Here is a 24,787-nt window from a genome sequence, read left to right as displayed (position 1 = left end):
GCTCGACCGCCCGCTGGAGTACATGCACTTTGGCAAGATCACCTACGGTGTCGACGAGCGCGGCGAAGTCGGCCTGCTGACGCGCAACATCAAGGTCCAGGCTTCGGACGACGCCGAGAAGACCTACTTCGGCGGGCACATCATGGCGATGGCCGGCGCGAAAATGTACGTCTCTGGTGTCGAGCTCTATCGAATGGGGCAGAACATGCACCTCGCCCGCTATCCGATCCACTGGCACATCATCGGCAAGGCCTCCGGGCAATACATCGAGAACGCCTCGATCCACGACACCTACAGCCGTTGCGTTACGGTGCATGGAACCGACGATGTTCGTGTCGAGAATAATGTGACGTTCAACACCGTCGGCCACTGCTTCTTCCTCGAAGACGCCGTGGAGGTGGGAAACAAGTTCGTTCACAACCTCGGCATCTGGACCAAGTGTCACCCGGACAATTCGCCCTGCGTGCCGACCAACCTCGGCCCGGCCGGTTCGGGCGGCAACTTTGCATCCTCGCAGGCCGGACAGGCCGCCAAGGACGTGCTGCTACCATCGGACAACACGGCGGCAATGTTCTGGATCACCAATCCGGACAACGTGTTCCGAGACAACGTCGCAGCGGGGTCCGAGCAGACGGGATTCTGGTTCGCCCTGCCCGAGCATCCGACGGGCGCGCACGAAGGCAAGGAGGGCACCGAAAACATCTGGCCGCGCCGCACACCGGTGCGTGAGTTCAAGGGCAACACCGCACATTCGAACTTCGACGGCTTCATGTTCGACCGCGGCCCGCGTCCGGACGGCACCTTCAGTGTCGGCGGCAGCAACTACCACTTTGCCTTCACCGATCCGGCCGACCCGAACAGCGCGCCCAAGGGCTCGGTGTTCGAGGATTTCACCGGCTACAAGAACCGCCACGGCGCCGTATGGGGCCGCGGCGAGCTGCACCTGTTCAAGAACCTGCGGGTAGCGGACAACGCCATCGGCTTCACCCATGCCGCCTCGGCAGTCGGCCGCGCCGACTATACCTCGAAGGTCGTCGATTCACTGTTCGTCGGCGAGACCGACAACGTCGGCAACCCCACGACCTCGGCGGAGATTGCCTACGGCCGCAGCATGCCCAACGACATCCCTGACTACCCGATCCGCGGATACGAATACTACGACCTGCGCCACGACGTGATGGACACCACTTTCGTCAACTTCCAGCCCAATGCCACGCGCGATGCGGCGGCGGTCTCCTACCTGATGTACACCAGCTTCGGGATGAGCATAGAGAACTCGATCGAAGGGGCAAAGTTCGTCAATTCCAAGCCGGTGGACTTTCCGCCCGTGGTACGCCGCTGGTCATCCGATTTCGGGCGCGGCAATGCCTGGCGGGGCGCGGCGATCCACGACCTCGACGGCTCGGTCAGCGGCGTCGCCGATTCCTACATCGTCATCGACAACGGCATCGCCAACGACGACGAGGCCTGCGAGCTCAAGCCGTTCTGGCATGCTGCCGTGTGCAAGGGCGACTTCGGCTACTTTGGCGTCGGTGGCAATTTTGGCTTCGGCAGCGGGCCGATTGAAGACCCCGTGATGCTCAGCCGCAACGGCCGTCGCTGGGAGTACACCGGCCAGACCACGATCCGCAGTGGTGCGGATGTACGGGTCGAAACTGCCCGGAACGACCTCTCCCTGTCGCTGCGCGAAATGGCCGACGGTTCTTGGGTCGTGTTCGAACTGCCCGGTTTCACCACCACCGCCGGCGGCCTGCAGGAAAGCAGCATGGATGCCTTGCGCGCCGCCAAGAACACTGCCTGGTTCAAGGATGGCAACACGCTGTGGGTCAAGCTGGTGGTCAACAATACCGCCGGCGCGAGCGTCCAGATCGGCCGGGTCGGGCAGGGCGTGAGCACCGTCGGCACCGGACCCGGCGGCGCCTTCGCCGCAGGAGCCAGCCTCGACGTGAGCAGGTAGGATCCTGCTTGCCCAAGATCACCAATGGCGTTTCTACTCGACGACTGCCAACGCACAGGCCGCGGTGGACCAGGTCCTCTTGAAGGGCAAGCGGACATGTCACTGTGCGTGCCTAACAATCGGGGAGAAAGCTTGCGTCGATGGCACCGCCCTCAAGCTTATCCCTTGCCCCTCGTGCACGGAGGATCTGGGACACGCGGGATCAGAGCTTGCGTACTACAAGGAATTATGACCTAAGTGCCGGTATATCTCACTGCCTCGAGACGGCTGCTCAAACATCGCGCACGTGCTTGAGGAACTCGGTGGCCTGGCCCTTGAGGTAGTTCGCCTGCTTCTCCAGCTCGGTCGAGCTCGTCAGGACCTGGCTCGCCGCGCTGCCGGTGGCGAGCGAGGTTTCGCGGACCTGTTCGATATTGCTGGTGACGTCCTCGGCCCCGCGCGCGGCGAGGTCGATCGAGCGGGCGAGGTCCTGCCCGGCGACCGACTGCTGGTCGACCGCCGCGGCGATCGAGACCGCGGTGGTCTCGAGCTGCTTGATCTGGACCGCGATGTCGCGCAGCGCGGTGACGCTGGCGCCGGTGGTGTCCTGCATGGCGCGGATCTGCGCCGCGACCTGCTCGGTCGCCTTGCCGGTGCGGGTCGCCAGTTCCTTCACTTCGGACGCCACGACCGCGAAACCGCGGCCCGCCTCGCCGCCGCGCGCCGCCTCGATCGAGGCGTTGAGCGCGAGCAGGTTGGTGCGCTGGGCGATGGTCGAGATGAGCTCGACGATCTGGCTGACTTCGGCCGCGCTTTCGGTGAGGGCCGAAATGGTCTGGTCGGCGTCGACCGCCGCGATGCTGGCCTTGCGGGCAAGCTCGGCACTGGTCGAGGCCTGGCGGCTGATTTCGCCGATCGACATGGCGAACTCGTCGCTCGCCGCGGCGGCGGCGGTGACGCCGGCGGTCGCTTCGGTCAGGGACTGGCTGACCTTGGCCGACTGGTCGGACGACTGCTCGGCGCAGGCGGCCATCGCCGTGGCGGTGGCCTGCAGCTCGCTCGAGGCCGAGGCGACGCTGCCGACGATTTCGCCGACGGTCTTGTCGAACTTGTCGGTCAGTTCGCGCAGCGCTTCGCCGTGCTTGACGCGTTCGGCGTCTGTTTCGGTGCGCAGCTTCTGGAACTTGAAGGCGGCCTTCTTGATCGTCGCCAGCGCCCGCGCAAGGTCGCCGATCTCGTCGGCGCGGTGGGTGTTGTCGATATCGACCTCGTGACGACCCTCGGCGAGCGCGACGGCGCTGCGCTTGGCGCTGACCAGCGGCCGCACGATGGCTTCGTTGACCAGTTGCTGGGTGAAATAGGCGGTCGCGCCGATGCCTGCGGTGAGGACGCTGAGCATCACGAAGACCCAGCCCGGGACACCGTCGGTGCCGAGCCAGACCGCGAGCGCCAGCGTGGCGTTGCCACAAGCAAGCACGGCGAGAGCGGCGAGCACGGTGCGCGTGCGCTGGCCGATCGAGGCCGTGCCGAACAGGCGCCGGTCGTGGTCCTGAGAACCCGCGGCGAGGCGCTCGGCGCGGTCGCGGTCGAGCTCGTCCAGCACGGGGATTTCAGGCGTTTGCGACATGTCCATGGCGTTCATCTCCGACGGCATGAGTCAATTGGAGGAGGCGGGTCACTTCGTCAGCCGACACCGCCTTGTAGTAAAGCCAGCCTTGCATGTGGTCGCAGCCGGCGGTTCGGGCGAGCACGGCCTGGGCGTCGGTTTCGACCCCCTCGGCAGTCACGCCCATGTTCATGGCCCGGGCGACGGCGATGGAAGACACCATCATCGCCCGGCTGGAATCGTCGTCCGCGGCCTCGACGATCAGCGAGCGGTCGAGCTTGAGCTTTTCGAAGCGGAACTTGCGCAGGAAGCCGATCGAGGCATAGCCGGTGCCGAAGTCGTCGAGCGAAATGCCGACGCCGAAGCCGCGGATCATCTCCAGCGCCCGGCCGGCGACATGCGGGTCGCCGACGAGGTAGGTTTCGGTGATTTCCAGCTCCAGACGCTCGGCCGGGAAGCCGGTTTCCTCGAGAATCTGGCCGAGCTGGATCGGGAATTCCGGGTTGCGCAGCTGGGCCGGCGAGACGTTGACCGAGAGCTTGATGAGGTCCCACGCCAGCGCATCGGTGCAGGCCTGGCGCAGCACCCAGCGGCCGATCGGGTTGATCAGGCCGGTGTCCTCGGCAATCGGGATGAACACGTTGGGGCCGATCGGGTCGCGCTCGCCGCGTTCCCAGCGGATCAGCGCCTCGACTGCGACGATAGAACCGTCGGCGGCATCGACCAGCGGCTGGTAAACCATGCGGAATTCCTGCCGGGCGATGGCCTGGCGGAGGTCTTCCTCGATCTTGCGGGTTTCCTCGCGCGAAAGGTCGAAGTCCTCGATGAACCAGGTGCAGCGATTCTTGCCGCCGCTCTTCGATGCGTACATCGCGACATCGGCCTGGCGGAGCATTTCCGACGAGCTGACCTGCTTGCCCTGCGCGCTGCGGGCCATGCCGATGCTGGCGCCGATGGTGATCTTGCGCTCGTCGATCTCGATCGGCTGGGCGAGCCTCTGCAGCAGGCGGCGGCAAGTGCTCTCGAGGATGTTGCCGGCGATCGGCCCGATCACCGCGATGGCGAACTCGTCGCCGCCGAGGCGATAGAAGCGCGCTTCCTCGCCGCACATCTCGCCGAGCAGCGTCGAGCAGTGCTTGATCAGGGTGTCGCCGACGAAATGGCCGTACTGGTCGTTGACCGCCTTGAAGCCGTCGAGGTCGACCAGCGCGAGCGCGACCTCGTCATCGTCGCCGGCATTGCGACCCACGTCGATGTGCAGCGCGCGCCGGTTGGGCACGCCGCTGAGGCTGTCGGTCAGGCCGAGCTTTTCGAGTTCGGAAATCCCCGACAGGCCGATCCGCACTAGCAGCGCAGCGGCGACGAAATAGGTGATCGAGGCGACGCCGAGCGAGCGTAGCGCCGCGGGCGTGGTGAAGGCACCGGTGCGGCCGAGGTAGCTGAGCAGCAGAGCGAGGATCGCGCTCAGCCCGATGGCCGAGCCGATGACCAGCCATCGCAGCGACAGTTCGTGTTTGGCCAACGAAAGTTGCACCCGGTCTCCCCTTTGGGACGTGGATACGCGCAAAGGGTTACCGAAGATTAAACCAAACATTTACTATGACTCAGGCCGCACTTGCGCATTTGGAGGCGCTGCCGGCTGCGGGGCCGTGCACGTAGACCGCCTGACGCTCCTCGTCGGGCACGAACCAGCCGCTGCGGCCGAGCACCGTCTCGCCGCCGCCGAGGACAAGTCGGCCACCCTCAGACAGCGCTTCGGAGAGGCGGGAAAAGGCCCGGTCGCGCACCGCGTTGTCGAAGTAGAGCAACACGTTACGGCACAGGATGAGGTCGAAACGCCCGGGGTAGGGCGCCGGGTGCAGCACGTTGTGCACCTCGTAGCGGACCTGGTCGCGCAGCTTGTAGTGGGCCTTCCAGCCCTCGCTCGTCTCGGTGAAATTGGCCAGCATCTGCGCAACGCTGAGGCCGCGCTGGATCTGGAAATTGGAGTAGGTCGCCTCGCGGGCGAATTCGAGCACGCTCGACGAAACGTCGGTGCCTAGGATCTCGATCTCCCAGCCGTCCCAGCGCTTGCCCTGTTCGGCGAACATCATCGCCAGCGAGAGGGTTTCCTGCCCGGTCGAGCAGCCGACCGACCAGATCGACAGCTTCTTGGTCTTGGCCCGCGCGCTCGCCAGCCGCGGCAGCAGCGTGTCGGAGATGTAGTCGAACACTCCCCTGTCGCGGAAGAAGTAGGTCTCGTTGTTGAGCAGCGCTTCGACGACGTCCTGCGCCAGCGAGCTTTCGTCGGGCTGGGTGAGCAGAACGACGAGGTCCTGGTGGCTCGAGATGCCGCGCTCGCGGAACAGGCCCGACAAGGCCGGGGCGATGCGCCAACGGCGGTCTTCGGTCAGGCGCTGTCCGGTACGGGCTTCGAGAAGGCCGGCAATGATGCCGATGGCCAGGTCATCAGGATCCATTACGCGCTCCCGACGCCGGCCGCAGAAGCGATCCGCGCGGCGAGGTCGAAGGGGTGGAGAATGGCCGATGCGAGGCCGGCGCGGGCGATCGAACCCGGCATGCCCCAGACCGCCGAGCTGGCCTCGTTCTGGACCAGCAAGGTTCCGCCGGCCTCGGCCAGTTCCATTGCTCCTTCGGTACCGTCGCGGCCCATGCCGGTCAGCACCACGCCGAGCGCGGAGGCACCGTGGGTCATGGCGAGCGAGGCGAACATCGGGTCGACCGAGGGCATGCAGCCGCTCGGCGCCGGGCGCCGGTCGAGCTTGATGACGTGTTCGGAGTGGCTCGGGACGACTGTCAGGTGCGCATCGCCTGGAGCAACCGCAATGCGGCCGGGAAGCAGCACCTGGCCGTCTTCGGCGGCGACGGCCGGCAATCCGGAAACGTCCTGCAGCTGGTTGCGGAAGGCCTCGTTGAACGATTGCGGCAAGTGCTGCGTGACGAGGATAGGGATGCCGAGGTTGCGCGGCAGGGTGCCGAACAACTGGCCGAGCGCGTGGATGCCGCCGGTCGATGCGCCGATGGCGAGCACGCGGGCGCGCTGGCGCGAGGCAGGGCGCAGGGCGGGCGGGGGAGTTTCCGGCGTCGTCGCCGACTTGGCGGCGCGGCGCAGCGGCTTGCGGCCGAGCGCGTGGATCTTGCCGACGAGAATCTCGCGATAGGCCTGGTCGAATCCGCCGGTCGGCTTTTGCAGGGTATCGGCCGCACCGAGGCTGAGCGCCTCGACGGTCGCTTCGGCGCCGTCCTTGGCGTGACTGGAGACGACGAGGATCTTTGCTTCTCTGGCCCGCTGGATCATCTTCGGCAGGGCGTCGAGACCGCCCATGCCGGGCATTTCGAGGTCGAGCAGGATGACGTTGACGCGCTCGGTGACGAGCAGTTGCAACGCGTCTTCCGCGTTCGAGACCGCGGCCGTGAGGACCAGGCCCTCTTCCTGTTCGATAAGGCGGGAAAATGCCGAACGGACGATCAGCGAATCGTCGACAACCAGCACGCGGATGCCGTGACCGCGTTCGGATTCCGGTCCGCTGCCGGGCCGGCCAAGGGTCGTGGCGAAGCCCATGGCGTCCGCCTCAGGCGGCGCCGACGAGCTGCAGCTTGATCTGCAACGTATCGTGATCGAACGGCTTCATGACGTATTCGTCGGCCCCCGCATCGATCGCTTCGCGGATGTGGGCGACGTCGTTTTCCGTGGTGCAGAACACCACCTTTGGAGACTTGCCGTCGGGGCGGTCGCGCAGCTTCGAAAGGAATTCGATGCCGCTCATCACCGGCATGTTCCAGTCGAGCAGGATAACGTCGGGCATCTTAACGTCGCACTTGGCCAGGGCTTCCTGCCCGTCGGCCGCTTCGTCGACGGTGAAGCCGAGCGTTTCCACGATGTGGCGCGAGACTTTGCGGATGACCCGCGAATCGTCGACGATCAGGCAGTACTTCATTTTCTAAGACCCTCTGTTCTCACCTACTGGTTTACCGTGCGCAGGTAAAAATTGGATTACGCCGCTTCCCGGTTCGACGGGCCTGCGACGAGCTGGTCCGGATCGAGCAGGAGCGCAGGGCCGGCAGTTGTCTCGACCATGCCGAGCGTTGCGCGGGTCCAGCCGGGGAGCAGGTCGGCCCTGAGCGGGGCCGGCTCGCCTTCGAGCGGGACCACTTCCTCGACCCGGTCGACGACCAGCGCGTAAAGGTATTCGTCGATCTCGACGACGACCGCGAGCGCAAGGATTTCACCCTCGGATACAGCCTCGCTGGCGGCCAGTTCGAGCGAGCAGCGGCAGTTGACGACCGTCATCGCCTTGCTGCGCAGCGCGGCCAGGCCGACGACATGCGCCGGGGCGCGCGGCACCGGGGTGATGTTGTCGAGTTCGACGACCGACTGGATGCGCTCGGATTCGATGGCGGCCATTTCGCCGGCGATGCGCACGAGCAGGAGCGAGCGTTCTTCCATCGATCAGGCTCCTTCCGCCACGCGGCCGGCGTGGTCGGCCAGCAGGCGCGCCTCGTCGAGCACGTCGACTGGGCGTCCATCGATCAGGGCGAGGCGACTGCCAGTGCGCTTGTTGGCCTTGCTAACCGTGTCCGGCTCGTATTCGACCAGATCTATCATCCGCTCATAGGCGTAGGCGATCTCGCGATCCTCGGCGCCGATGCGGAACATCGCCACCATGTCTTCCGGCAGTTCGCCGGCAACGCCGAGAAACGGCACGATCTTGCCGTCGATGACGATCTGCGCGGTGCCGTCCCTCTCGCGGCGGACGGCGGAAACCGGCAGCTTCTCGATGCGGCGCACCGAATCCATGTCGATTGCCCGTTCGCCGCCGTCGAAGCCGACGAACAGCAGGGCGGGTTGCAGGGCCTTTTCTTCTTCGCGAACTTCGCCGCCCGCGGTGCGGATGGTGCGGTCCTTGACCTCGCTGATCATACCCGCAGAGCGCGCCACCCCGGCGATGTCGAGCATCGGGACCGGGCTGCCATCGTCGAGCTGGGTCGTGCCGACATAGAGCCCGCAGGACATCAGGACCGGGGCGATCGGCTTGACCACCAGTTCCTCGTGATTGTGGATCGCATCGACCGCGAGGCCGAAGACGTCGCCGCCGACCAGCTTGATGAGCACGTAGAGACGAGCGTCTTCCGGGCAGGTCGACTTGAGGCCGAGCACTTCCTCGAGGCCGACGCAAGGGATGCGCTGGCCGCGCAGGGTGATGAACTTGCGCCCGCCCATGCGGTTGCTGTCCATCTCGTCGCCCGAGTTGCGGACGATTTCCTCGACGTAGGAGCGCGGCAGGGCGAAGGTGTGGCCGGCGATGCCGATGGTCAGCGAAGGGACAATCGACAGCGTCAGCGGGATGTTGAGCATCATCCGCGTGCCCGACCCGGGCGTGGAATCGATGACCAGCGAACCGCCGATGCGCTCGATATTGGCGCGCACCACATCCATGCCGACGCCGCGGCCGGAGACCGAGGTCACTTCCTTCGCGGTCGAGAGCCCCGGCTGGCAGATCAGCATGTTGCGTTCGCGAGGGGTCAGCGCCGCGGCTTCTTCGGCGGTTATCAGCCCGGCGGAGATCGCCTTGGCGACCAGCTTCTCGCCGTCGATGCCTTTGCCGTCGTCGACGATGCCGATGCGGATTTCGCTGCCGGTCTGGCGCGCGGTGATGGTCAGCGAACCGATCTCACGCTTGCCCACCGTGAGGCGTTCGGCCGGCTTTTCGATGCCGTGGTCGATCGCATTGCGGATGATGTGGACCATCGGGTCGCGCACCACCTCGATCATTTCGCGGTCGATCTCGACGTCGCCGCTCTCGACTTCGACCATGACCTGCTTGCCCAGTTCGTGGCTGAGATCGCGGACCATGCGCGGGAAGCCTGCGAACAGCGTGTCGATGCGCTGCATGCGAATGCGGGTGATCGCCTCGCTGAGATCGACGAGGATTGCCGAGAGGCGGTTGAACGGCGCTTCGAGCCCGGTTTCGCCCTCGGCCTGGGCGAGGCGGCGGGCAAGGTCGTTGCGGGCCACGGCCATGTCCGAGACCCCGCCCATGACGCGGTCGAGCAGGTCGACGGGCAGGCGGATGGTGCGCGGAGCGGCGGACTGGCGCTTGGCGCGGTTCGATGTGGGCGCGGCCTCCTTGCTGGGCGCTTCGGCGGTCTCGGCGCCTTCGGCCAGCGCGGCAATCAGCGCCTCGTCGTCAGTGCCCGGAAGTTCGGCGCCTTCGCCGATCGCGTCGACCATTTCGGCGATGCGGTCGATCACCGCGAGTACCGCGGAGACCAGCGCCTTGTCGGCGGTGCGGCGCCCGGCACGGCAATCGGCGAGCGCGTCTTCGGCCGCGTGGCTGAGCGTTTCGAGCCGCGGGAAGTCGAAAAATCCGCAGTTACCCTTCACGGTGTGGACGAAGCGGAAGATGGCGTCGAGGCGGTCCTTGTCGGCGGGATCGTTCTCCCACGCGACAATCTCGCCCGACAGCGCTTCCATCATGTCTCGCGCTTCGGCAATGAAATCTGCCAGCAGATCGTCCATGCATCTCGCCCTTTGCTCAAGGGCGGTTATGGCGCGGGATGGTTAAGCGGCGGTTAGCATGCGCGCAATCAGCCGTGCGGCGGCATTCCGTAGGGCAGTTCGGACAGGAACGAGCGCAGTTCCACGACCTTGTCGGCATCGAAGCGCATGAGTTCGAGAATTTCGAAGGTGCGAGGATAGCCGCTGCCGAGGGCCGGACGATCCTCGAAGGTGCGGATGGCGATGAGCCCGCGCGCCTCGTCCACCGCGAGGACCTGGATGTCGCGGACGCGCTCCAGCCCGTCGAAAGCGCCACTGCCGAACACCGCGCCACATGCGCCAGCCGGCTGGCCGTTGACGGTGGCGGCACAATCCGTGGCGACCACGTCGGGCGCCTTTGCGGCGTTGCTTGCACCCGCGTCGAGCATCGCCATCGCCCCGACGCGCATCGCTTCGCGGCTCGTGCGGCGGCCGGCGGGCAGGACCGCGACTTGCGGCGTCGCCGCGTCGCTCGGCTCGCCATAGGGCGCGCCGTATTCCTTGCGGCGGATCAGCGCATCGATGCCGCCGACCTTGTTGCCGTCGGAGGTGACCGTGAACACGCCCCATGAAGGCTGGCCGTGCTCCTCGATCTGCCCGATCCACACCGCCTTGCCGGTCTTTTCGTCGGCGATGACGAGCGGCTTGCTATCGGTCGCGGTGACGGTCGACCAGATGCCCTCGCCGACGCGAATGCCGACGCTGTTCTCGGCGTAGCCGACGCGGTCGGCCCAGTTCACCGAGCGCCACTGGTTGTCCTTCATCGCCCCGATCGCGCCCCGCGCCAGTTTGTCGAGGCAGGCGGTGCCGCATTCGTCCGGCTTCGCCGCATAGGCGGGTGGCGCCGAGTCCGGGCCCCAGAACGGATTGTTCATGAAGTAAGGTACGTAGGTGAACACCGCTTCGATCCGCGAGATATTGCCGTCGCGGATGCGGAAGGCCTCGATCAGCGAGATCGAATTGGGCCACTTGAGCGCGGTCTTCATCTCGCGCCCGTCGGTCAACTTGTAGCGGTCGAACTCGTTGGCGTGGTCGAAGAACCCGCGACCGACGGCCACGCCGCGTTCCTCGTCGATGATGAAGAAGTCGCGGCGGATGCGCTTGTTGATCTTGTAGAGACCGAGCAGGAACTGCGCGCGGCAGCCGCTGGCGATGGCCGCGGCGTTGCCGCCTGCGCCGCCGGGGGGCGGGGCGGTGGTCGAGATCCCATTCTCGAGCCGGCCGCAGTCCTCGGAGAAGTCGGTGAAGACCTGCCCGTCGTTGAGCTCGACCGTGCTGAAATAGCCGTCGGCGATCGACAGCATGCGTTCGCGCGGGCGGCGCTGTTCGGGCGGCAGGACCTCGTTGAACTCGGGGTCGTGAACCATCTTGGTCACGTCGCCGAACGGGGCGGGCAGTGCGGTCTTGCGGTGGACGACGCTCTCCACCTCGTCGATCAGCCCGGCGGGTGTGACATGGATGCGCAGCGCATAGATTGCCGGGACGCCGTTCTCTTTGACCGAGCCGAACCACGCGGCGTTTCCGGTCAGCGAGTCGGCGGCCTCGAGGCCCGTCGCATCGACCCCGGTGACGGTGCGCCACAGGCCGGTGCCGGCGGGGATGACGACGTCGTTCTCGACCACCGTCGCGCCGGTCGCCAGCGGCACCTGGCTGATGTCGCCGGCGCGCAGAGCGTCCATGTGTTTCTTGAGTGCGCCGAGCAGACAGGCGCGGTCGCACTTCGGCGCGACCACGGCGCTGGTCTCCCCGGCGGCCTGCGCCATCGCAGTGACCGGGACCAAGGCCGCCAGTGCCGCCAGTGAAGCAAGAACCGTTCGCATAACTCGTCTCTCCCCAATTCCCTCTTCGTCATGCTGAACCAGTTTCAGCATCCATTCTTTCACCTGCACAGCCGGTCCAGGTGGAGAGATGGACCCCGGACCAAGTCCGGGGTGACAGCCAGATTACCGCGCCGTCGCGTCGCGATAATCCTCGTTGCCGCGCGCGATCAGGAAGGCGTGGATCGCCTCGACCTGGCTCTCGCTCAACTGACCCTTGAAGCTTGCCATGCCGATCGCAGAGAGCTTTCCGCCGAGCACGATGTCGGCGAATTCGCGGTGCGTATCGGCGGTCATGAAGCGCAGGTCCTTGACCCCGCCGACCGCGTTGCCGCCGTGGCAGCGACTGCAGTTCTCGCCGTAGAGTTCGCGGCCCTCGGCGACCTGCGCTTCGCTCGCGCGCAGCGGCGGCGGGGCGGGCAGGTCGGTCTTGACCGCAGTCATCGGCGGCAGTGTGGCGGTGCCGCCGAGCTTGAACACCAGCAGTTTGGCCGTGGCGGTCTGGAACGGGCCGAGGTTGTAGACCGGCGATCCGCCCCAACCGGCATTGATGGCGATGTATTGCACGCCGTCGACCATGTAGGTGATCGGCCCGGCAACCGGCGCCTGATCGATGTTCATTTCCCACAGCTTCTTGCCGTCGCTGTCGCGGTAGATGGCCAGCGTCTTGTCGATCGTGCCCTGCACTAGCAGCCCGCTGGCGGTGGTCAGGACCCCGCCCGAGCCGGGGTGGGCATAAGGTACCCGCCACGCTTCGGTCTGGGCCCTGGGATCCCACGCGAGGAGGTAGCCCTTCTCGGTCGCGTTGGCCTTGGACTGCAGTTCCCTGCGCAGTTCAGGCTGACTGCCGAAGTCCTGCCCGGAATTCGAGCGGCCCGGGCCGGGGGTGTACTTGTACTTTCCGTCCTCCGCCCGTGCGTAGATCGAGCCCTGCTCCTGCGCGCTGAAATAGACGAGCCCGGTCTTCGGATCGTAGCTCATCGGGTGCCAGGTGTGCGCGGCAAGCCAGCTCGGGCTCATCAGGTGCGGCGTGGCGGTGTTGTGCGCGCCTTCGACCAGCACCGGGCGGCCGGTGGCCATGTCGACATGGCTCGCCCAGGTGTTGATCGAGACGTAGCTCTTGGCGCTGATCAGCTGCCCGTTGGTGCGGTCGACAACGTAGAAGAAGCCGTTCTTCGGCGCCTGCATCGCGACCTTGCGGGTCTTCCCGTCGATCGGGATGTCGGCGAGCAAGATCGGCTGGGTGCAGGTGTAGTCCCAGTCCTCCTCAGGCACTTCCTGGTAGTGCCACTTGTACTTGCCGGTATCGATATCGAGCGCGAGCATCGAGCACAGGAACAGGTTGTCGCCTTTGCCCTCGCTGCGGAAATGCCACATGTGCGGGCTGCCGTTGCCGGTGCCGACGATGACCGTGCGGGTGTCGGGATCGTAGGCGAAGCTGTCCCATGCGTTGCCGCCGCCGCCAGCTTCCCAGAACTTGCCGCTCCAGGTGGGCAGGGCCTTCGCCAGCGCTTCGTCGCTCGCCTCGCCGTCGGGGCCCTTCGATGGGTCGCCGGGGACGAGGTAGAACTTCCACGCCTTCTTGCCGGTCTCGGCGTCGAGCGCGATCACGAAACCGCGGCTGCCGTAGTCGGCGCCGCCGTTGCCGATCACGACTTTGCCGTCATACACGCGCGGCGCACCGGTTATGGAGTAGGGCGCTTTCGCTTCGTCGAATGTGGCAGTCGACCAGACTTCATGCCCGTCCTTTTGGTCGATGGCGATTACCCGGCCATCGAGCGCGCCGACGTAGAGCTTGCCGTGCCACGCCGCGATGCCGCGGCTCGACGGGCCGCAGCAGGCGAGGCGGGCCCACTTGGAATCGACTTTGGGATCGTAGGTCCACAGCTTCTTGCCGTTGGTCGCATCGTAGGCGGTGACCACGTTGAAGATGGACTCGTTGTAGAGCACGCCGTCGATCACCAGCGGGCTTGCCTGCACGCCGCGGAAGGTGCCGAGGTCATCGTACCAGGCGAGGCCGAGCTGGCCGACATTGCCTTCGTTTATCTGCGTCAGCGGGCTGTGGCGCTGCTCGTCCCAGCCACGGCTGTAGCTGAGCCAGTCGCCGACGTTGGCCGGGGCGTCGAGCGCGCGCATGGTCTGCGAGTTGGCTACGGTCGGGGCATCGCTCGCGGCGGAAGCTGTAGCCTGCAGGCCATCGGCCGGCTGGCAACTTGCCAGAGCCAGGAGGACAGGGGCCGCCAAGGCCCGCCGCCACATCGCGAAATTCATCAGGTTCCCTCCCGCCCGTTGTCGAGCCTGCCTGCGACTTTGACCGACCGCGCCGGGCTTGTGAAGGCGAAACCCGGCAGGATTTGCTTAGCGTGATAAATAAATTGCTTGCTGGCTTTCGCAGCGCGCCCGGGTGACTTATCGTGTCCAGCGATCGGGAGAGGGAGACGAGCGATCGGCAAGCAGGCGGCATTGGCTCTGGGGCTGGCAATTGCCCTTACGGGCTGCGTGAACTGGAACGTTGCGCCGACGGCGCGGGACGTGACGATCAACGGCAGCCGGGTCTTCCCGGAAAGCATAACCCACGATGCGCAGGGCAATCTCTACAACGCCAGCACCGGGGGAACGATCTATCGAACCCGCGCCGGGGCGGGTACGGCCGAGCCGTGGGTCGTGCCGGGGCCGGACAATGCGCTGAAATCGCTGTTCGGGGTCATGGCGGACAATGCCAGGCGGCTGCTGTGGACCTGCAACAACCCCAACATCTTCGCCGGCGAGAGGGGCGTATCCTCGCTGCTCGCCTTCGACCTGAGCTCCGCGCTGCAGAGCGCACGCTACGATTTTCCCGCCGACGGCCCGGCGGCGTGCAACGACATCGCCATTGCCAGGGATGGCGCGGTCTGGGTCAGCGAGACCAGCGGAGGGCGCATCTTCGTGCTGCGTCCGCACGCCAACGAACTCGAGTTGTTCGCCAAGGATGAGGCGCTGGTCGGTATCGACGGGCTGGCGTTCTCCGGGGACGGCACGCTCTACATCAACAACGTGCGCAAGAACCTCTTCCAGCGGGTCGAGCGCAAGGCGGACGGCAGCTACGCCGGGCTGACCGATCTAACGGTGCCGGTCCAACTGGGCGGTCCTGATGGTCTGCGCTCGCTCGGCGGAAACCGCTTCATCCAGGGCGAGGGGACCAGCGGCCGGGTGGCCGTACTGACCGTATCGGGAAACAGCGTGACCGTGACCGACGTCGTCACCGGGCTCAACGGCCCGGTCGGGGTCACCGTGGTCGGCCGTGAGGCATACGTAGTGGAGGGCAAGATCGGTTACCTGTTCGACCCCAAGCTTAAGGACCAGAACCCCGACCCGTTCGTGATCCGCGCCTTCCCGCTGCCGGTGGTGAAATGAGAAGCCTCGCCGTCCTCGCCGCGCTGGCCCTGATGCTTCCCGCGCCGGCGCTGGCCGACGCGAAGACCGATGCCGAAATCGCCGCGCTGACGCTGCGGGTCGAAAAGCTCGAAGGTCATCGCGCGGTCAAGAAGCTGCAGCGTGCTTTCGGCTACTATGTCGACCGCGGTTTGTGGAAAGAGGCCTCCGACTTGTTCACCGACGACGGCTCGGTCGAGATCGGCATCGACGGGGTCTACGTCGGCAAGGACCGGATCGAGGAATACCTGCGCCGCCTGCACGGCGGGCAGGAGGGGCTGATCTACGGCCAGCTCAACGAATGGGTCACGCTGCAACCGGCGATTGTCGTCGCGGACGACGGGCGTAGCGCCGTGGCGCGCTGGCGCGATCTCGGCATGCTCGGCCAGTACAAAGAGCACGCCGAATGGCGCGACGGCATCTACGAGAACGTCTACGAAAAGGGCACCGACGGGATCTGGCGGATCAAGGCGCTGCACCTCTACGTCAACTTCGTCGCCCCGGTCGAAAAGGGCTGGGCGCGGTTGAAGCCGGGCGAGGGTCTGGTCCGCAGCCAGGCCAGTATCGACTACCCGCCCGACCGCGGCTCGACCTCCACCTACCAGCCCTTTCCGGCGGTGCAGGTGCCGCCGTTCCAGGCTCCCAACCCGGTGACCGGGAAGCGTGTGGAGGCAAGTCGATGAAGCGCTCGATTGCATCGATTGTACCGCTGTTCTTGTTCGCATTGAGCCCGTTCAGTGCTCATGCGCAGTCCGTGGAACAGCGCCTCACCGATTACCGCCAGCGGGTCGAACGGCTCGAAGACCAGGTCGCGATCGAGACCTTGCAGGCCGATTACGGCTACTACTTCGACAAGGGTCTGTGGAACGAGGCCGCCGACCTGTTCAGCCGGAACGGCAGCTTCGAATACGGCCAGCGCGGGGTCTACATCGGCCAGGACCGCATCCGCCGCGCGCTGCTGCTGTTCGGCCCCGCCGGCCTCGCCCCGGCGCATCTCAACAATCACATGCTGCTGCAGAACGTCATCATCGTGGCGCCAGACGGCAAGACCGCGACCGGGCGCTGGCAAGGCATGGTCATGCTCGGCGAGCCCGGTCAGAACGGCGAGTGGGGCGTCGGGATCTACGAGAACGAGTACGTCAAGGTCGGCGGCAAGTGGCTGATTTCGAAGCTGCACTTCTATCCCACCGCGATGACCGACTACGACCTCGGGTTCATGAAGTCGGCGCTGCCGATGGAGGGAGTGAGCGCGCTCTACCCACCCGACAAGCCGCCGAGCGAGGTCTATCGCTCGTTGCCGGGCAACTACATCCCGCCCTTCAGCTTCAAGCACCCGGTCACCGGCGACTCCCTCAAGGACCTGCCGCAGCCGCCCGACACCGTGCTGGGGAGGGAATGATGCGCAAACTCCTCATCGCTCCGCTGCTCCTGCTCTCTGCCCCGGCTGCGGCGCAGAGCACCGAGGAAAAGCTCGACGCCCTTGAAGCCCGGATCGAGCGGCTCGAGGACATGAACCAGATCGAGCGCGTCCAGCGCACCTACGGCTACTTCGTCGACAAGGGGCAGTGGACCCAGCTCAGCGAACTTTTCACCGACGACGCCACGCTGGAGATCGGCGGCAAGGGCCTGTTCCTCGGCAAGGAGCGGGTGCTCGAATACATGCACAAGGCCTTCGGGCCCGACGGCGCGCGGCCCGGCTTCATCGCCAACCACATGCAGTTCCAGCCGATCCCCGACATCTCGCCCGACGGCAAGACCGGGTGGATCCGCAGCCGCGCCTTCGTCATGGCGATCAGCGGCTGGGGCCTGCCGCTCTACGAAAACGAGTACCGCAAGGAAAACGGCGTCTGGAAGATCAGCCGCCTCAGCGGTCCCTTCACAATGTACACGAACTGGGACGGGTGGGGTAAGAACGCCCTCAACAACACCTGGCCCGACAAGTTCGACCCGCCGCCCGACCTGCCGCCGACCACGGTCTACCTGACCTATCCGGCCTACTGGATCATCCCCTACCACTATCCGAACCCAGTGACCGGGGAAGCGTTCAGGGCGGGCACCCAGCCGGCCGGCGCATATCACCGCCCGCCAGGCACGCAGGAACAGGAAGAATCGCTGAAGCGGGGCCGCCTTGCCGACGGGACCCAGCCTATCGCCGAACCTCCGAAGGATTGACGTGAAGAACCTTGTCGCATTCCTCGCCCTGGCACTTGCCGCCTGTGTCGCCTCCAACCAACCGCTGAAAGTCGTTCTGCAGGGTGCGGAAGATATTGAATACGGTCGCTTTGCCGACCCGCTGGCAAATCCCCCGGCGGGCCAATGGCTGATGGACGGCCACGACTACACCGCGCAGCGCTACAGCACGCTGACGCAGATCGACGCCGACAACGTCAGCGGGCTCGGCCTCGCGTGGTTCGACGATCTCGACACCTACCGCGGGGTCGAAGCGACGCCGCTCTATGCCGACGGGGTGCTCTACAACACGCTCGCGTGGAACATTACCACAGCCTACGACGCCAAGACCGGCGCCAAGCTGTGGACCTACGATCCCAGGACCCCGCGCGAATACGGCCGCTATGCCTGCTGCGAGCCGGTCGCGCGCGGGCTGGCGCTGTGGAACGGCAAGGTCATCATCGCCACGCTCGACGGCCGCCTGATCGCGCTCGACAAGGATAGCGGCCAGCCGGTCTGGACGACGCGGGTCTTCCCCGAGGACAGCCAGTACGCCTTCTCGATCACCGGCGCGCCGCGGGTGTTCGCAGGCAAGGTCGTGGTCGGCGAATCCGGCGGCGACCTCGGCGTGCGCGGCTTCGTCGCGGCGTTCGATGCCGAGACCGGCGCCAAGCTGTGGAAGTTCTTCCTCGCCCCCAATCCCGAGGACAAGCTCGACGGCGAGGCTTCCGACGGCATCATGGAAATGATGCGCAAGACCTGGGCCGACACCGGAATGTGGCGTGAGCTCGGCGGCGGGGCCAACCCGTGGGATTCGATCGCCTACGACCCCGAGCTCGACCTGGTTTATGTCGGCACCGGCAACTCCAACCCGCACGCCCGCTACTATCGCTCGAACAACGAAGGCGACAACCTGTTCACCTGTTCGATCGTCGCACTCCACGGTAAGGACGGGACCTACGCCTGGCACTACCAGATGAACCCCGGGGAGGAGTGGGACTGGACCTGCACGCAGTCGATGATCAGCGCGGACCTGACGATCGACGGCCGCCTGCGCAAGGTGCTGATGCAGGCGCCGAAGAATGGGTTCTTCTATGTCCTCGACCGGGCGACCGGCGAGTTCATCAGCGCCAGGAACCACGTCTTCCAGAACTGGAACGAGGGCTTCGGGAAGGACGGCCGCCCGATCACCAGCGAAAAGGTCCGCTACGGCTTCGACCCGGTGCTTGTCGCGCCGGGGCCGGGCGGGGCGCACAACTGGTTCCCGATGGCCTACAGTCCGCGCACGAAGCTAGCTTACTTCCCGGCCTACCAGTCCGAATTCGTCTATGCCCTGCAGCCCAATTGGAAGCCGCAGCCGTTCCGTTCGAACAGCGGCTGGGGCGGCTTTACCGGCGAGGCCGGCAAGAAACGCGGCGAGTTGATGGCCGAGGCCAACAAGATCGAGAAGACCTGGCTGACCGCATGGGATCCGGTGAAACAGGAAGTGGCGTGGAAGGTCGAACTGCCGCGCCACGGCAACGGCGGCGTGTTCGTCACCGCCAGTGACCTCGTCTTCGAAGGCACCACCAAGCAGACCTTCGCCGCCTTCGACGCGAGGACTGGCAAGGTGCTGTGGGAATACCCGACACAAAGCGCCCCGGTCGCGGGCGGCATCACCTATATGCTCGACGGCGTGCAGTACGTGGCGATCAACGCCGGTTGGGGTGGCGGCGCGGCGCAGATCGAGCGCGGGGCTGGCATCGAACTTCCGCGCGCGCCGGCGCGGCTGCTGGTGTTCAAGCTCGGTGGGACCGAACAGTTGCCGCCGCTGGCCAAGGTCGAAGCGATCCCCAACCCGCCGCCGGTTCGGGGGACCGAGGCGCAGATTACGCAGGGAGCGCAATTGTTCGCCGAGACCTGTTCGGTCTGCCACGGGCAGAACGCCATCGGCGGGGTCAAGGACCTGCGCCACATGACGCCCGAGACCCACGGCAAGTTCAACGACATCGTGCTCAAGGGCCTCTACCTCGAGAAGGGCATGGCGAACTTCTCCGACATTCTCTCGCCGGAGCAGGCAGAGGCGATTCATCAGTACCTGATCGCCCGCGCCAACGAGGACTGGGGCCGGGATTAGCCTATTCAGGACGCCGTAATTTGCGCTCGGCAAGAAAGGTGATTTAAACAAGCACAAGCCGGATGACTCATGCGCGGCGAGATGCCACATTGCGCGTAGCCGAATACGGCGGGGAGTAGGATTGTATGCGAAAGATGATGGCCGCGCTGGCCCTGATGGGCGCGACGCTGGCGACGAGCGCAGCCGATGCACACCACAGCTTCGGCATGTTCGACATGACCAAGGAAGTCACGATCACCGGCAAGGTCCGCAAGTTCCAGTGGACCAATCCGCACTCCTACATCCAGCTGACGGTCACCGACGCGTCGGGCAAGGAAGTCGAGTACAGCCTCGAGATGGGCGCTCCGATGTACCTCTACGCCCGCGGCTGGCGCCCTGCCACGCTGAAGCCGGGAATGATGATCAGCGTAAAGCTCAGCCCGCTGCGCAACGGCGAGCCGGGCGGTGTGGTGCGCGACGTCTTGACCCCCGACGGCAAGCCGATCGGGACCAACCAGTGATCCGTAGCGCCGCTGCCGCAATCGCCGCAGCCGCGCTCCTCGCAACGGGGCCTGTACAGGCCGAGGACGCGACGCAAGCGGATAGGGTCGCCGCATTCGCCAAGCTGCCGTACTGGCCCGGCTTCTGGGTCAGCGAAAAGTATCACGACACGACGATCACCGGCACGGCTCCGCAGCGGCCGGCAGGCAGCCCCCCGCTCGACCGGCTCAACGGCTTCGACGCGCCGTGGAACGCGGAAGGCAAGGCTCGCCAGGCCGAGGACGCCAAGACCCGCGGCAGCCGCGGTGCGGATGGCTGGGGTTACCCGATGATGATGGACGCGGCGACGCCGTTCCAGGTCATGATCACCCCGGAGGAGACGCTGATCGTCAACGCCTATGGCGAAACCCGGCACATCTACACCGACGGTCGGGAACTCCCAGCTGCCGAAGACATGTGGCCGACCGTATGGGGCACGTCGATCGGCCACTGGGACGGCGACACGCTGGTGATCGAAACCGTGCAGGTACAAAGCCCGGCGATCTACTTCCACGGCGCGCCGACGTTCTCGGAAGACGCGAAGTATCACGAGCGGATGCGCCTCGAAGGCGAACGCCTGGCCATGAGCATCACCGTGGAGGACCCGACCACGCTGACAGGGCCGTGGAGCAAGTCGATCACCTACCTGCGCGAAACCGGTTTCGACCGCATGATCCAGATGGATTTCTCGAATGACCGCACCGATTACAGCGACGGTGTCGGGACGATCGATCCGCCAAAAGACTAGAGGGGGTACGCTTGGGAGTACTTGTAAAGACTCTGGCCGCGGCTCTGCTGGCGACGGCCCTTGTTGGTGCCGCCCCGGCCACTGCCCAGGAAGGTGCCACTGAAGCGCGCGGCGAGGCCTTCGACAAGCTACCTTACTGGCCGGGGTACTGGGTGCCGGTGAACCTGCTCGACATGCCGATCAGCGGCATCCGCAACGATCTCGGGAAACCGCCGGGACCGGAAACCGATACGCTCGGCGTCTGGGCGCCCAACATACCGTGGAACGAGGAAGGGCGTCGCCGCGTGGCGGAAAACGCCAAGACCATGAACGCGCGCAAAGGGAAGGGCTGGAGCTTTCCGACCATGATGACCGCGGCAACCCCGTTCCAGGTCCTCATCACCCCCGAGGAAGTGCTGATCATCAACGCCTACAATGAGGCGCGGCACATCTACACCGACGGGCGCGACCATCCGGCTCCCGAAGACCTCTGGCCGACGACGACGGGCAACTCGATCGGCCACTGGGAAGGAAATACCCTGGTGATCGACACGATCCAGGTGACCAATCCCAATGAGTACTTCCAGGGCGCGCCACCGCTGAGTGAGGAAGCGCATTACGTCGAGCGCATCAGGCTCGACGGTGAAACGCTCCGCGGCCAGATGACGATCGAGGATCCGGTCACCTTGTCAGCGCCGTGGGTCTCTCATTTGGCCTGGTCGCGCGACACCGGCTTCGACCGCATGATACAGGTAGACTGGTCCAACGACCGCACCGGCTCCGATGGAGAGGTCAACACGATCGAACCGCCCAAGGATTAGGGGAGAACAGAGATGCGCAAGGAATTCCTGACCACCGGTCTCGCCAGCCTGGCGCTGGTGCTGGCAGCACCTGCCGCCGCGCAGAGCCAGCCGGGTCCGGCAGTGCCGGTCACAGTGACCGCGATCCCCGGCGTAGTTGCCGCCGGAGCGCAGTGGAAGACTTTCTGGGAAGGCCCGATGATCGTCGACGGCATGGCCGCGGCAAAGGACGGCTCGCTTCTCTTCGCGCAGGAGCAGAGCAATTCGATCATCAAGGTCTGGCCCGACGGCAAGTGGTGGGTCGAATATCCCTTCGTCGCCGGTGCGGGGTCGATTTCGCTGGATAGTGCGGGCAATGCCTTTGCCGCCGATCGCTCATGCACCGATCCGGGCCTCGGCCTGGGAGCGAACTGCACCATCCTCTCCAAGATCGTCCAGCTCACGCCCGAGCGTAAGACCGTTGCCGACAAGTTTGCCGACGGCAGCACGCTAGGCCGCATCAACGACCTCGCGGCCGACGGGCATGGCGGAGCCTATTACACGCAGGGCGGCCTGTTCCATGCCAAGGCGGATGGCACGGTCGATACCATCGTGACCGGCGGCAACCCGGCGCAGGGCGGGATCTTCACCAACGGCGTGGTGCTCAGCCCGGACGGCAAGACGCTCTACGTCACCAACCGCACCGAGATCATGGCCTTCGACGTCGCCGCCGACGGCTCGGTGTCGAACAAGCACACCTTCGCGATAATCGGCGGTGAGCCCGAAGGTAGCTTCGGCGGTGACGGGATGACGGTCGATACCGACGGGCGGCTCTACGTGACCACCGGACAAGGGATCGTGGTGTTCGACAAGGCCGGCAAGCAGCTTGGCGCGATCCCGGTTCCCCGGCGCTCCATTACCGTCGCGATCGGCGGGCCGTCGGGCAAGACGCTCTTCGCCGGGACGCTTGGTGCCGTTACTCCGACCGGCGAGAACTGGCAGACGCCGCAGGGCATCCGCAACATCGCGGCGACGATCTACGCGATCGACACCGAGGCGATGGGGGTCAGGAAATAGCGTTCGCGCTGGGCGCTTCAACGCGCCGGGCCAGCGCGGTGATCAGCGCGATCAGCGCCGGCACCAGCACGAGCGACAGCACGACCTTCGCCAGCGCCTGGCCGGCGATCAGCGCGCCGATAGGGCGCTCGCCGTAGAACGAGACGGTGATGAAGATCAGCGTGTCGATCACCTGGCTGATCACCGCCGCTACCGCGCCCGCGACAAGCGTCAGTCGCCCGGCCATCGCGGCGAGCTTTGAGAAGATGAACACGTTGAGGGTCATCGACACGCCATAGGCGATGATCCCGGCGATCATCAGCCGCACGCCCTGTCCGAGGACGATCGGGAAGGCCGCCTTGGCCGGTTCGTACATCGCCGGATCGGTCGGCAGCTGGATCACCAGCCAGGTCAGCGCGATGGCGGTAACAAGCGGGATGAACCCGAAGCGCACCAGCCGGTCCGCCGTGGCGCGGCCGTAGAGCTTCGCCACCGAACTCGAAATCGCGACCAGAAGCAGGAAAGGCAGGATTCCCGCCTCGACCGCCAGCGGCCCGAGCGCCACCTGCTTTGACCCGAGCACTCCGGCGATGCAGGTCATGCCGCCGTAAAGCAGCGCCAGCGCGAACAGCGGCACGGGAATCGCGGCGGCGGGGGGCGGGGTCTGTTCCATGCGCCCTGCTATTGTTTCACGCGCAATAAGAAAAGTGCGCCGTGCACATCTTTGCCTTTGACCTTTGCGGGCCGCGAAGGGCAAGGATCGGGCAAAGGGATCGTCTCGAAGGAAACCATGGCGCCGAAACTCATCAATCTCGCCGGGATTGTGGCCATTCTCGCCATCGCCTTCCTGCTCTCTACCGATCGCAAGCGCATCCGCATTCGCGTGGTCGGCGCTGCCTTCCTGCTGCAGACGATCATCGCCTTCCTCGTGCTGTGGACGCCGTGGGGCAAGGCCGGAATCCAGGGCGCGTCCAACGGCGTATCTGCATTGCTCGGCTATGCGACGACCGGAACCGAGTTCCTGTTCGGGGCCAGCGCCGACAATCCGCTGTCGAGCAGCTTTGCCCTCGGCGCCCTGCCGGTGATCATCTTCTTCGCCTCGCTGGTCTCGATCCTTTACTATCTCGGGATCATGCAGCGCATCGTGCGCTGGGTCGGCGGGGGGATCGGCTGGGTGACCGGGATCAGCCGGGTCGAATCGCTGAGCGCGGCAGCCAACATCTTTGTCGGCCAGTCGGAAAGCCCGCTGGTCGTGCGGCCCTATCTTGCCGCACTCGCGCCCTCGCAGTTGTTCACGCTGATGGCGGTCGGCATGGCCGGCGTCGCCGGGACGATCCTCGCCGCCTATGCCGGACTGCTCGGCCGCGACTACCTGCCGTTCCTGCTTGCGGCGGCAGTGATGTCTGCACCGGGCGGTATCCTGATGGCAAAAATCATCATGCCCGATCCGGCCAACGTGGTGGAGAGTGACGACGAAATCGCGCTTCCCAAGGGTCGGGTCAGTGCCGAAGGTCCCGCCGCCATCACTGAAGGCGAGAAACCGCACGAAGTGGTTGCGTCAGAGTCGCTCGAAGGCGACCACCAAGCGGCCAACATCATCGAGGCCGCCGCGCAAGGCGCGCAGACCGGAGTCAAGCTGGCGGTTGCCGTTGGCGCCATGGTGCTGGCCTTTGTCGCACTGGTGGCGCTCGCCAACGGATTGCTCGGCTGGGCCGGGGGCCTGTTCGGCTACCCCGAACTGTCGTTCCAGGGCATCCTCGGCGTGCTGTTCGCACCGGTCATGTACCTGCTCGGCATTCCGTGGGGTGAGGCGCAGGTCGCCGGGGGACTGTTCGGCACCAAGATCGTGCTCAACGAATTCGTCGCCTTCATCGATCTCGGAGGTCTCGAAACGGGCGCGCTGAGCGACCGCAGCCGGGCGGTCGTGACCTTCGCGCTGTGCGGATTCGCCAATTTTTCTTCCATCGCCATCCAGATGGCTGTTACCGGGGGCCTCGCCCCAAACCAGCGGCCGATAATCGCCAGGCTGGGCCTGAGGGCGCTTGCCGCGGGATCGCTCGCCAACCTGATGAGCGCCGCGCTCGCCGGACTGTTTCTCGCTAGCTAGGTTCAC

General features: G+C 65.7%; 21 protein-coding genes. 11 read left to right on the top strand and 10 right to left on the bottom strand.

Annotated features, from left to right (window positions below; all coding sequences use genetic code 11):
- A partial coding sequence (locus GRI89_RS09685; RefSeq protein WP_235913092.1) for a hypothetical protein occupies positions 1–1,957 on the top strand: 1,957 nt, incomplete at its 5' end.
- Between the two features lie 271 nt (positions 1,958–2,228).
- On the opposite strand, the gene GRI89_RS09680 is transcribed toward GRI89_RS09685, so the two are convergent.
- The 9 genes from GRI89_RS09680 to GRI89_RS09640 form a co-directional block, all read right to left on the bottom strand.
- Complete coding sequence (locus tag GRI89_RS09680; RefSeq protein WP_159794606.1) at positions 2,229–3,569, bottom strand: methyl-accepting chemotaxis protein; 1,341 nt, start codon at positions 3,567–3,569, stop codon at positions 2,229–2,231.
- Positions 3,547–5,076 (bottom strand): putative bifunctional diguanylate cyclase/phosphodiesterase, encoded by a 1,530-nt coding sequence (locus GRI89_RS09675; RefSeq protein ID WP_328598191.1) that lies wholly within the window; start codon positions 5,074–5,076, stop codon positions 3,547–3,549. The genes GRI89_RS09680 and GRI89_RS09675 overlap by 23 nt, the downstream gene beginning before the upstream one ends.
- Positions 5,077–5,146: 70 nt before the next feature.
- Positions 5,147–6,001, bottom strand: coding sequence for a CheR family methyltransferase (locus GRI89_RS09670; RefSeq protein WP_159794602.1), 855 nt, complete (start codon positions 5,999–6,001; stop codon positions 5,147–5,149).
- Positions 6,001–7,104 carry a chemotaxis-specific protein-glutamate methyltransferase CheB gene (cheB, locus tag GRI89_RS09665; RefSeq protein WP_159794600.1) on the bottom strand — a complete coding sequence of 368 codons (1,104 nt, stop codon included), beginning with the start codon at positions 7,102–7,104 and terminating at the stop codon, positions 6,001–6,003. The genes GRI89_RS09670 and cheB overlap by 1 nt, the downstream gene beginning before the upstream one ends.
- Before the next feature lie 10 nt (positions 7,105–7,114).
- Complete coding sequence (locus tag GRI89_RS09660) at positions 7,115–7,480, bottom strand: response regulator (protein ID WP_159794598.1); 366 nt, start codon at positions 7,478–7,480, stop codon at positions 7,115–7,117.
- A 56-nt stretch (positions 7,481–7,536) separates the two neighbouring features.
- Positions 7,537–7,989 carry a chemotaxis protein CheW gene (locus tag GRI89_RS09655; RefSeq protein WP_159794596.1) on the bottom strand — a complete coding sequence of 151 codons (453 nt, stop codon included), beginning with the start codon at positions 7,987–7,989 and terminating at the stop codon, positions 7,537–7,539.
- Positions 7,990–7,992: 3 nt separating this feature from the next.
- Entirely contained in the window at positions 7,993–10,062 is a 2,070-nt protein-coding gene (locus GRI89_RS09650; RefSeq protein ID WP_159794594.1) for a chemotaxis protein CheA, read from the bottom strand.
- Positions 10,063–10,130: 68 nt separating this feature from the next.
- A complete protein-coding gene (locus GRI89_RS09645) occupies positions 10,131–11,900 on the bottom strand; it encodes a hypothetical protein (RefSeq protein ID WP_159794592.1) in 1,770 nt (589 codons plus the stop codon).
- Positions 11,901–12,023: 123 nt separating this feature from the next.
- A complete protein-coding gene (locus GRI89_RS09640; protein WP_235913090.1) occupies positions 12,024–14,168 on the bottom strand; it encodes a PQQ-dependent dehydrogenase, methanol/ethanol family in 2,145 nt (714 codons plus the stop codon).
- A gap of 228 nt (positions 14,169–14,396) precedes the next feature.
- Here GRI89_RS09640 and GRI89_RS09635 point away from each other — a divergent pair, with 228 nt between their 5' ends.
- From GRI89_RS09635 to GRI89_RS09595, 9 genes are all read left to right on the top strand, one after another.
- Positions 14,397–15,290, top strand: a complete 894-nt coding sequence (locus GRI89_RS09635; RefSeq protein WP_159794590.1) for an SMP-30/gluconolactonase/LRE family protein — start codon at positions 14,397–14,399, stop codon at positions 15,288–15,290.
- A complete protein-coding gene (locus tag GRI89_RS09630) occupies positions 15,287–15,991 on the top strand; it encodes a nuclear transport factor 2 family protein (protein WP_159794588.1) in 705 nt (234 codons plus the stop codon). The genes GRI89_RS09635 and GRI89_RS09630 overlap by 4 nt, the downstream gene beginning before the upstream one ends.
- 71 nt (positions 15,992–16,062) lie before the next feature.
- A complete protein-coding gene (locus GRI89_RS09625; protein WP_159794586.1) occupies positions 16,063–16,707 on the top strand; it encodes a nuclear transport factor 2 family protein in 645 nt (214 codons plus the stop codon).
- Complete coding sequence (locus tag GRI89_RS09620; RefSeq protein WP_159794584.1) at positions 16,707–17,480, top strand: nuclear transport factor 2 family protein; 774 nt, start codon at positions 16,707–16,709, stop codon at positions 17,478–17,480. Before GRI89_RS09625 ends, GRI89_RS09620 begins: the two co-directional genes overlap by 1 nt.
- A gap of 1 nt (position 17,481) precedes the next feature.
- On the top strand, positions 17,482–19,593 hold the full coding sequence (locus GRI89_RS09615) for a PQQ-dependent dehydrogenase, methanol/ethanol family (RefSeq protein WP_328598190.1): 2,112 nt from the start codon (positions 17,482–17,484) through the stop codon (positions 19,591–19,593).
- Positions 19,594–19,718: 125 nt separating this feature from the next.
- Positions 19,719–20,093 carry a DUF6152 family protein gene (locus GRI89_RS09610; RefSeq protein WP_159794582.1) on the top strand — a complete coding sequence of 125 codons (375 nt, stop codon included), beginning with the start codon at positions 19,719–19,721 and terminating at the stop codon, positions 20,091–20,093.
- Positions 20,090–20,860 carry a hypothetical protein gene (locus GRI89_RS09605; protein ID WP_159794580.1) on the top strand — a complete coding sequence of 257 codons (771 nt, stop codon included), beginning with the start codon at positions 20,090–20,092 and terminating at the stop codon, positions 20,858–20,860. The genes GRI89_RS09610 and GRI89_RS09605 overlap by 4 nt, the downstream gene beginning before the upstream one ends.
- A gap of 11 nt (positions 20,861–20,871) precedes the next feature.
- Entirely contained in the window at positions 20,872–21,660 is a 789-nt protein-coding gene (locus tag GRI89_RS09600) for a hypothetical protein (protein WP_159794578.1), read from the top strand.
- A 12-nt stretch (positions 21,661–21,672) separates the two neighbouring features.
- Positions 21,673–22,695 (top strand): SMP-30/gluconolactonase/LRE family protein, encoded by a 1,023-nt coding sequence (locus tag GRI89_RS09595; protein ID WP_159794576.1) that lies wholly within the window; start codon positions 21,673–21,675, stop codon positions 22,693–22,695.
- Here the strand turns inward: GRI89_RS09595 and GRI89_RS09590 are convergent.
- Positions 22,685–23,347: a queuosine precursor transporter gene (locus tag GRI89_RS09590; protein WP_159794574.1), complete on the bottom strand. Its 663-nt coding sequence runs from the start codon at positions 23,345–23,347 to the stop codon at positions 22,685–22,687. The two genes, GRI89_RS09595 and GRI89_RS09590, sit on opposite strands and share 11 nt — an antisense overlap.
- Before the next feature lie 117 nt (positions 23,348–23,464).
- Here GRI89_RS09590 and GRI89_RS09585 point away from each other — a divergent pair, with 117 nt between their 5' ends.
- Positions 23,465–24,781, top strand: a complete 1,317-nt coding sequence (locus GRI89_RS09585) for a NupC/NupG family nucleoside CNT transporter (RefSeq protein WP_159794572.1) — start codon at positions 23,465–23,467, stop codon at positions 24,779–24,781.
- Positions 24,782–24,787 lie beyond the last annotated feature (6 nt).

The organism is Croceibacterium salegens (genome assembly GCF_009827435.1).
Taxonomy (GTDB): Bacteria; Pseudomonadota; Alphaproteobacteria; order Sphingomonadales; family Sphingomonadaceae; genus Croceibacterium_B; species Croceibacterium_B salegens.
The sequence above is the reverse complement of the archived record's forward strand: the minus strand, read 5'-3'. Positions and strand labels throughout refer to the sequence as shown.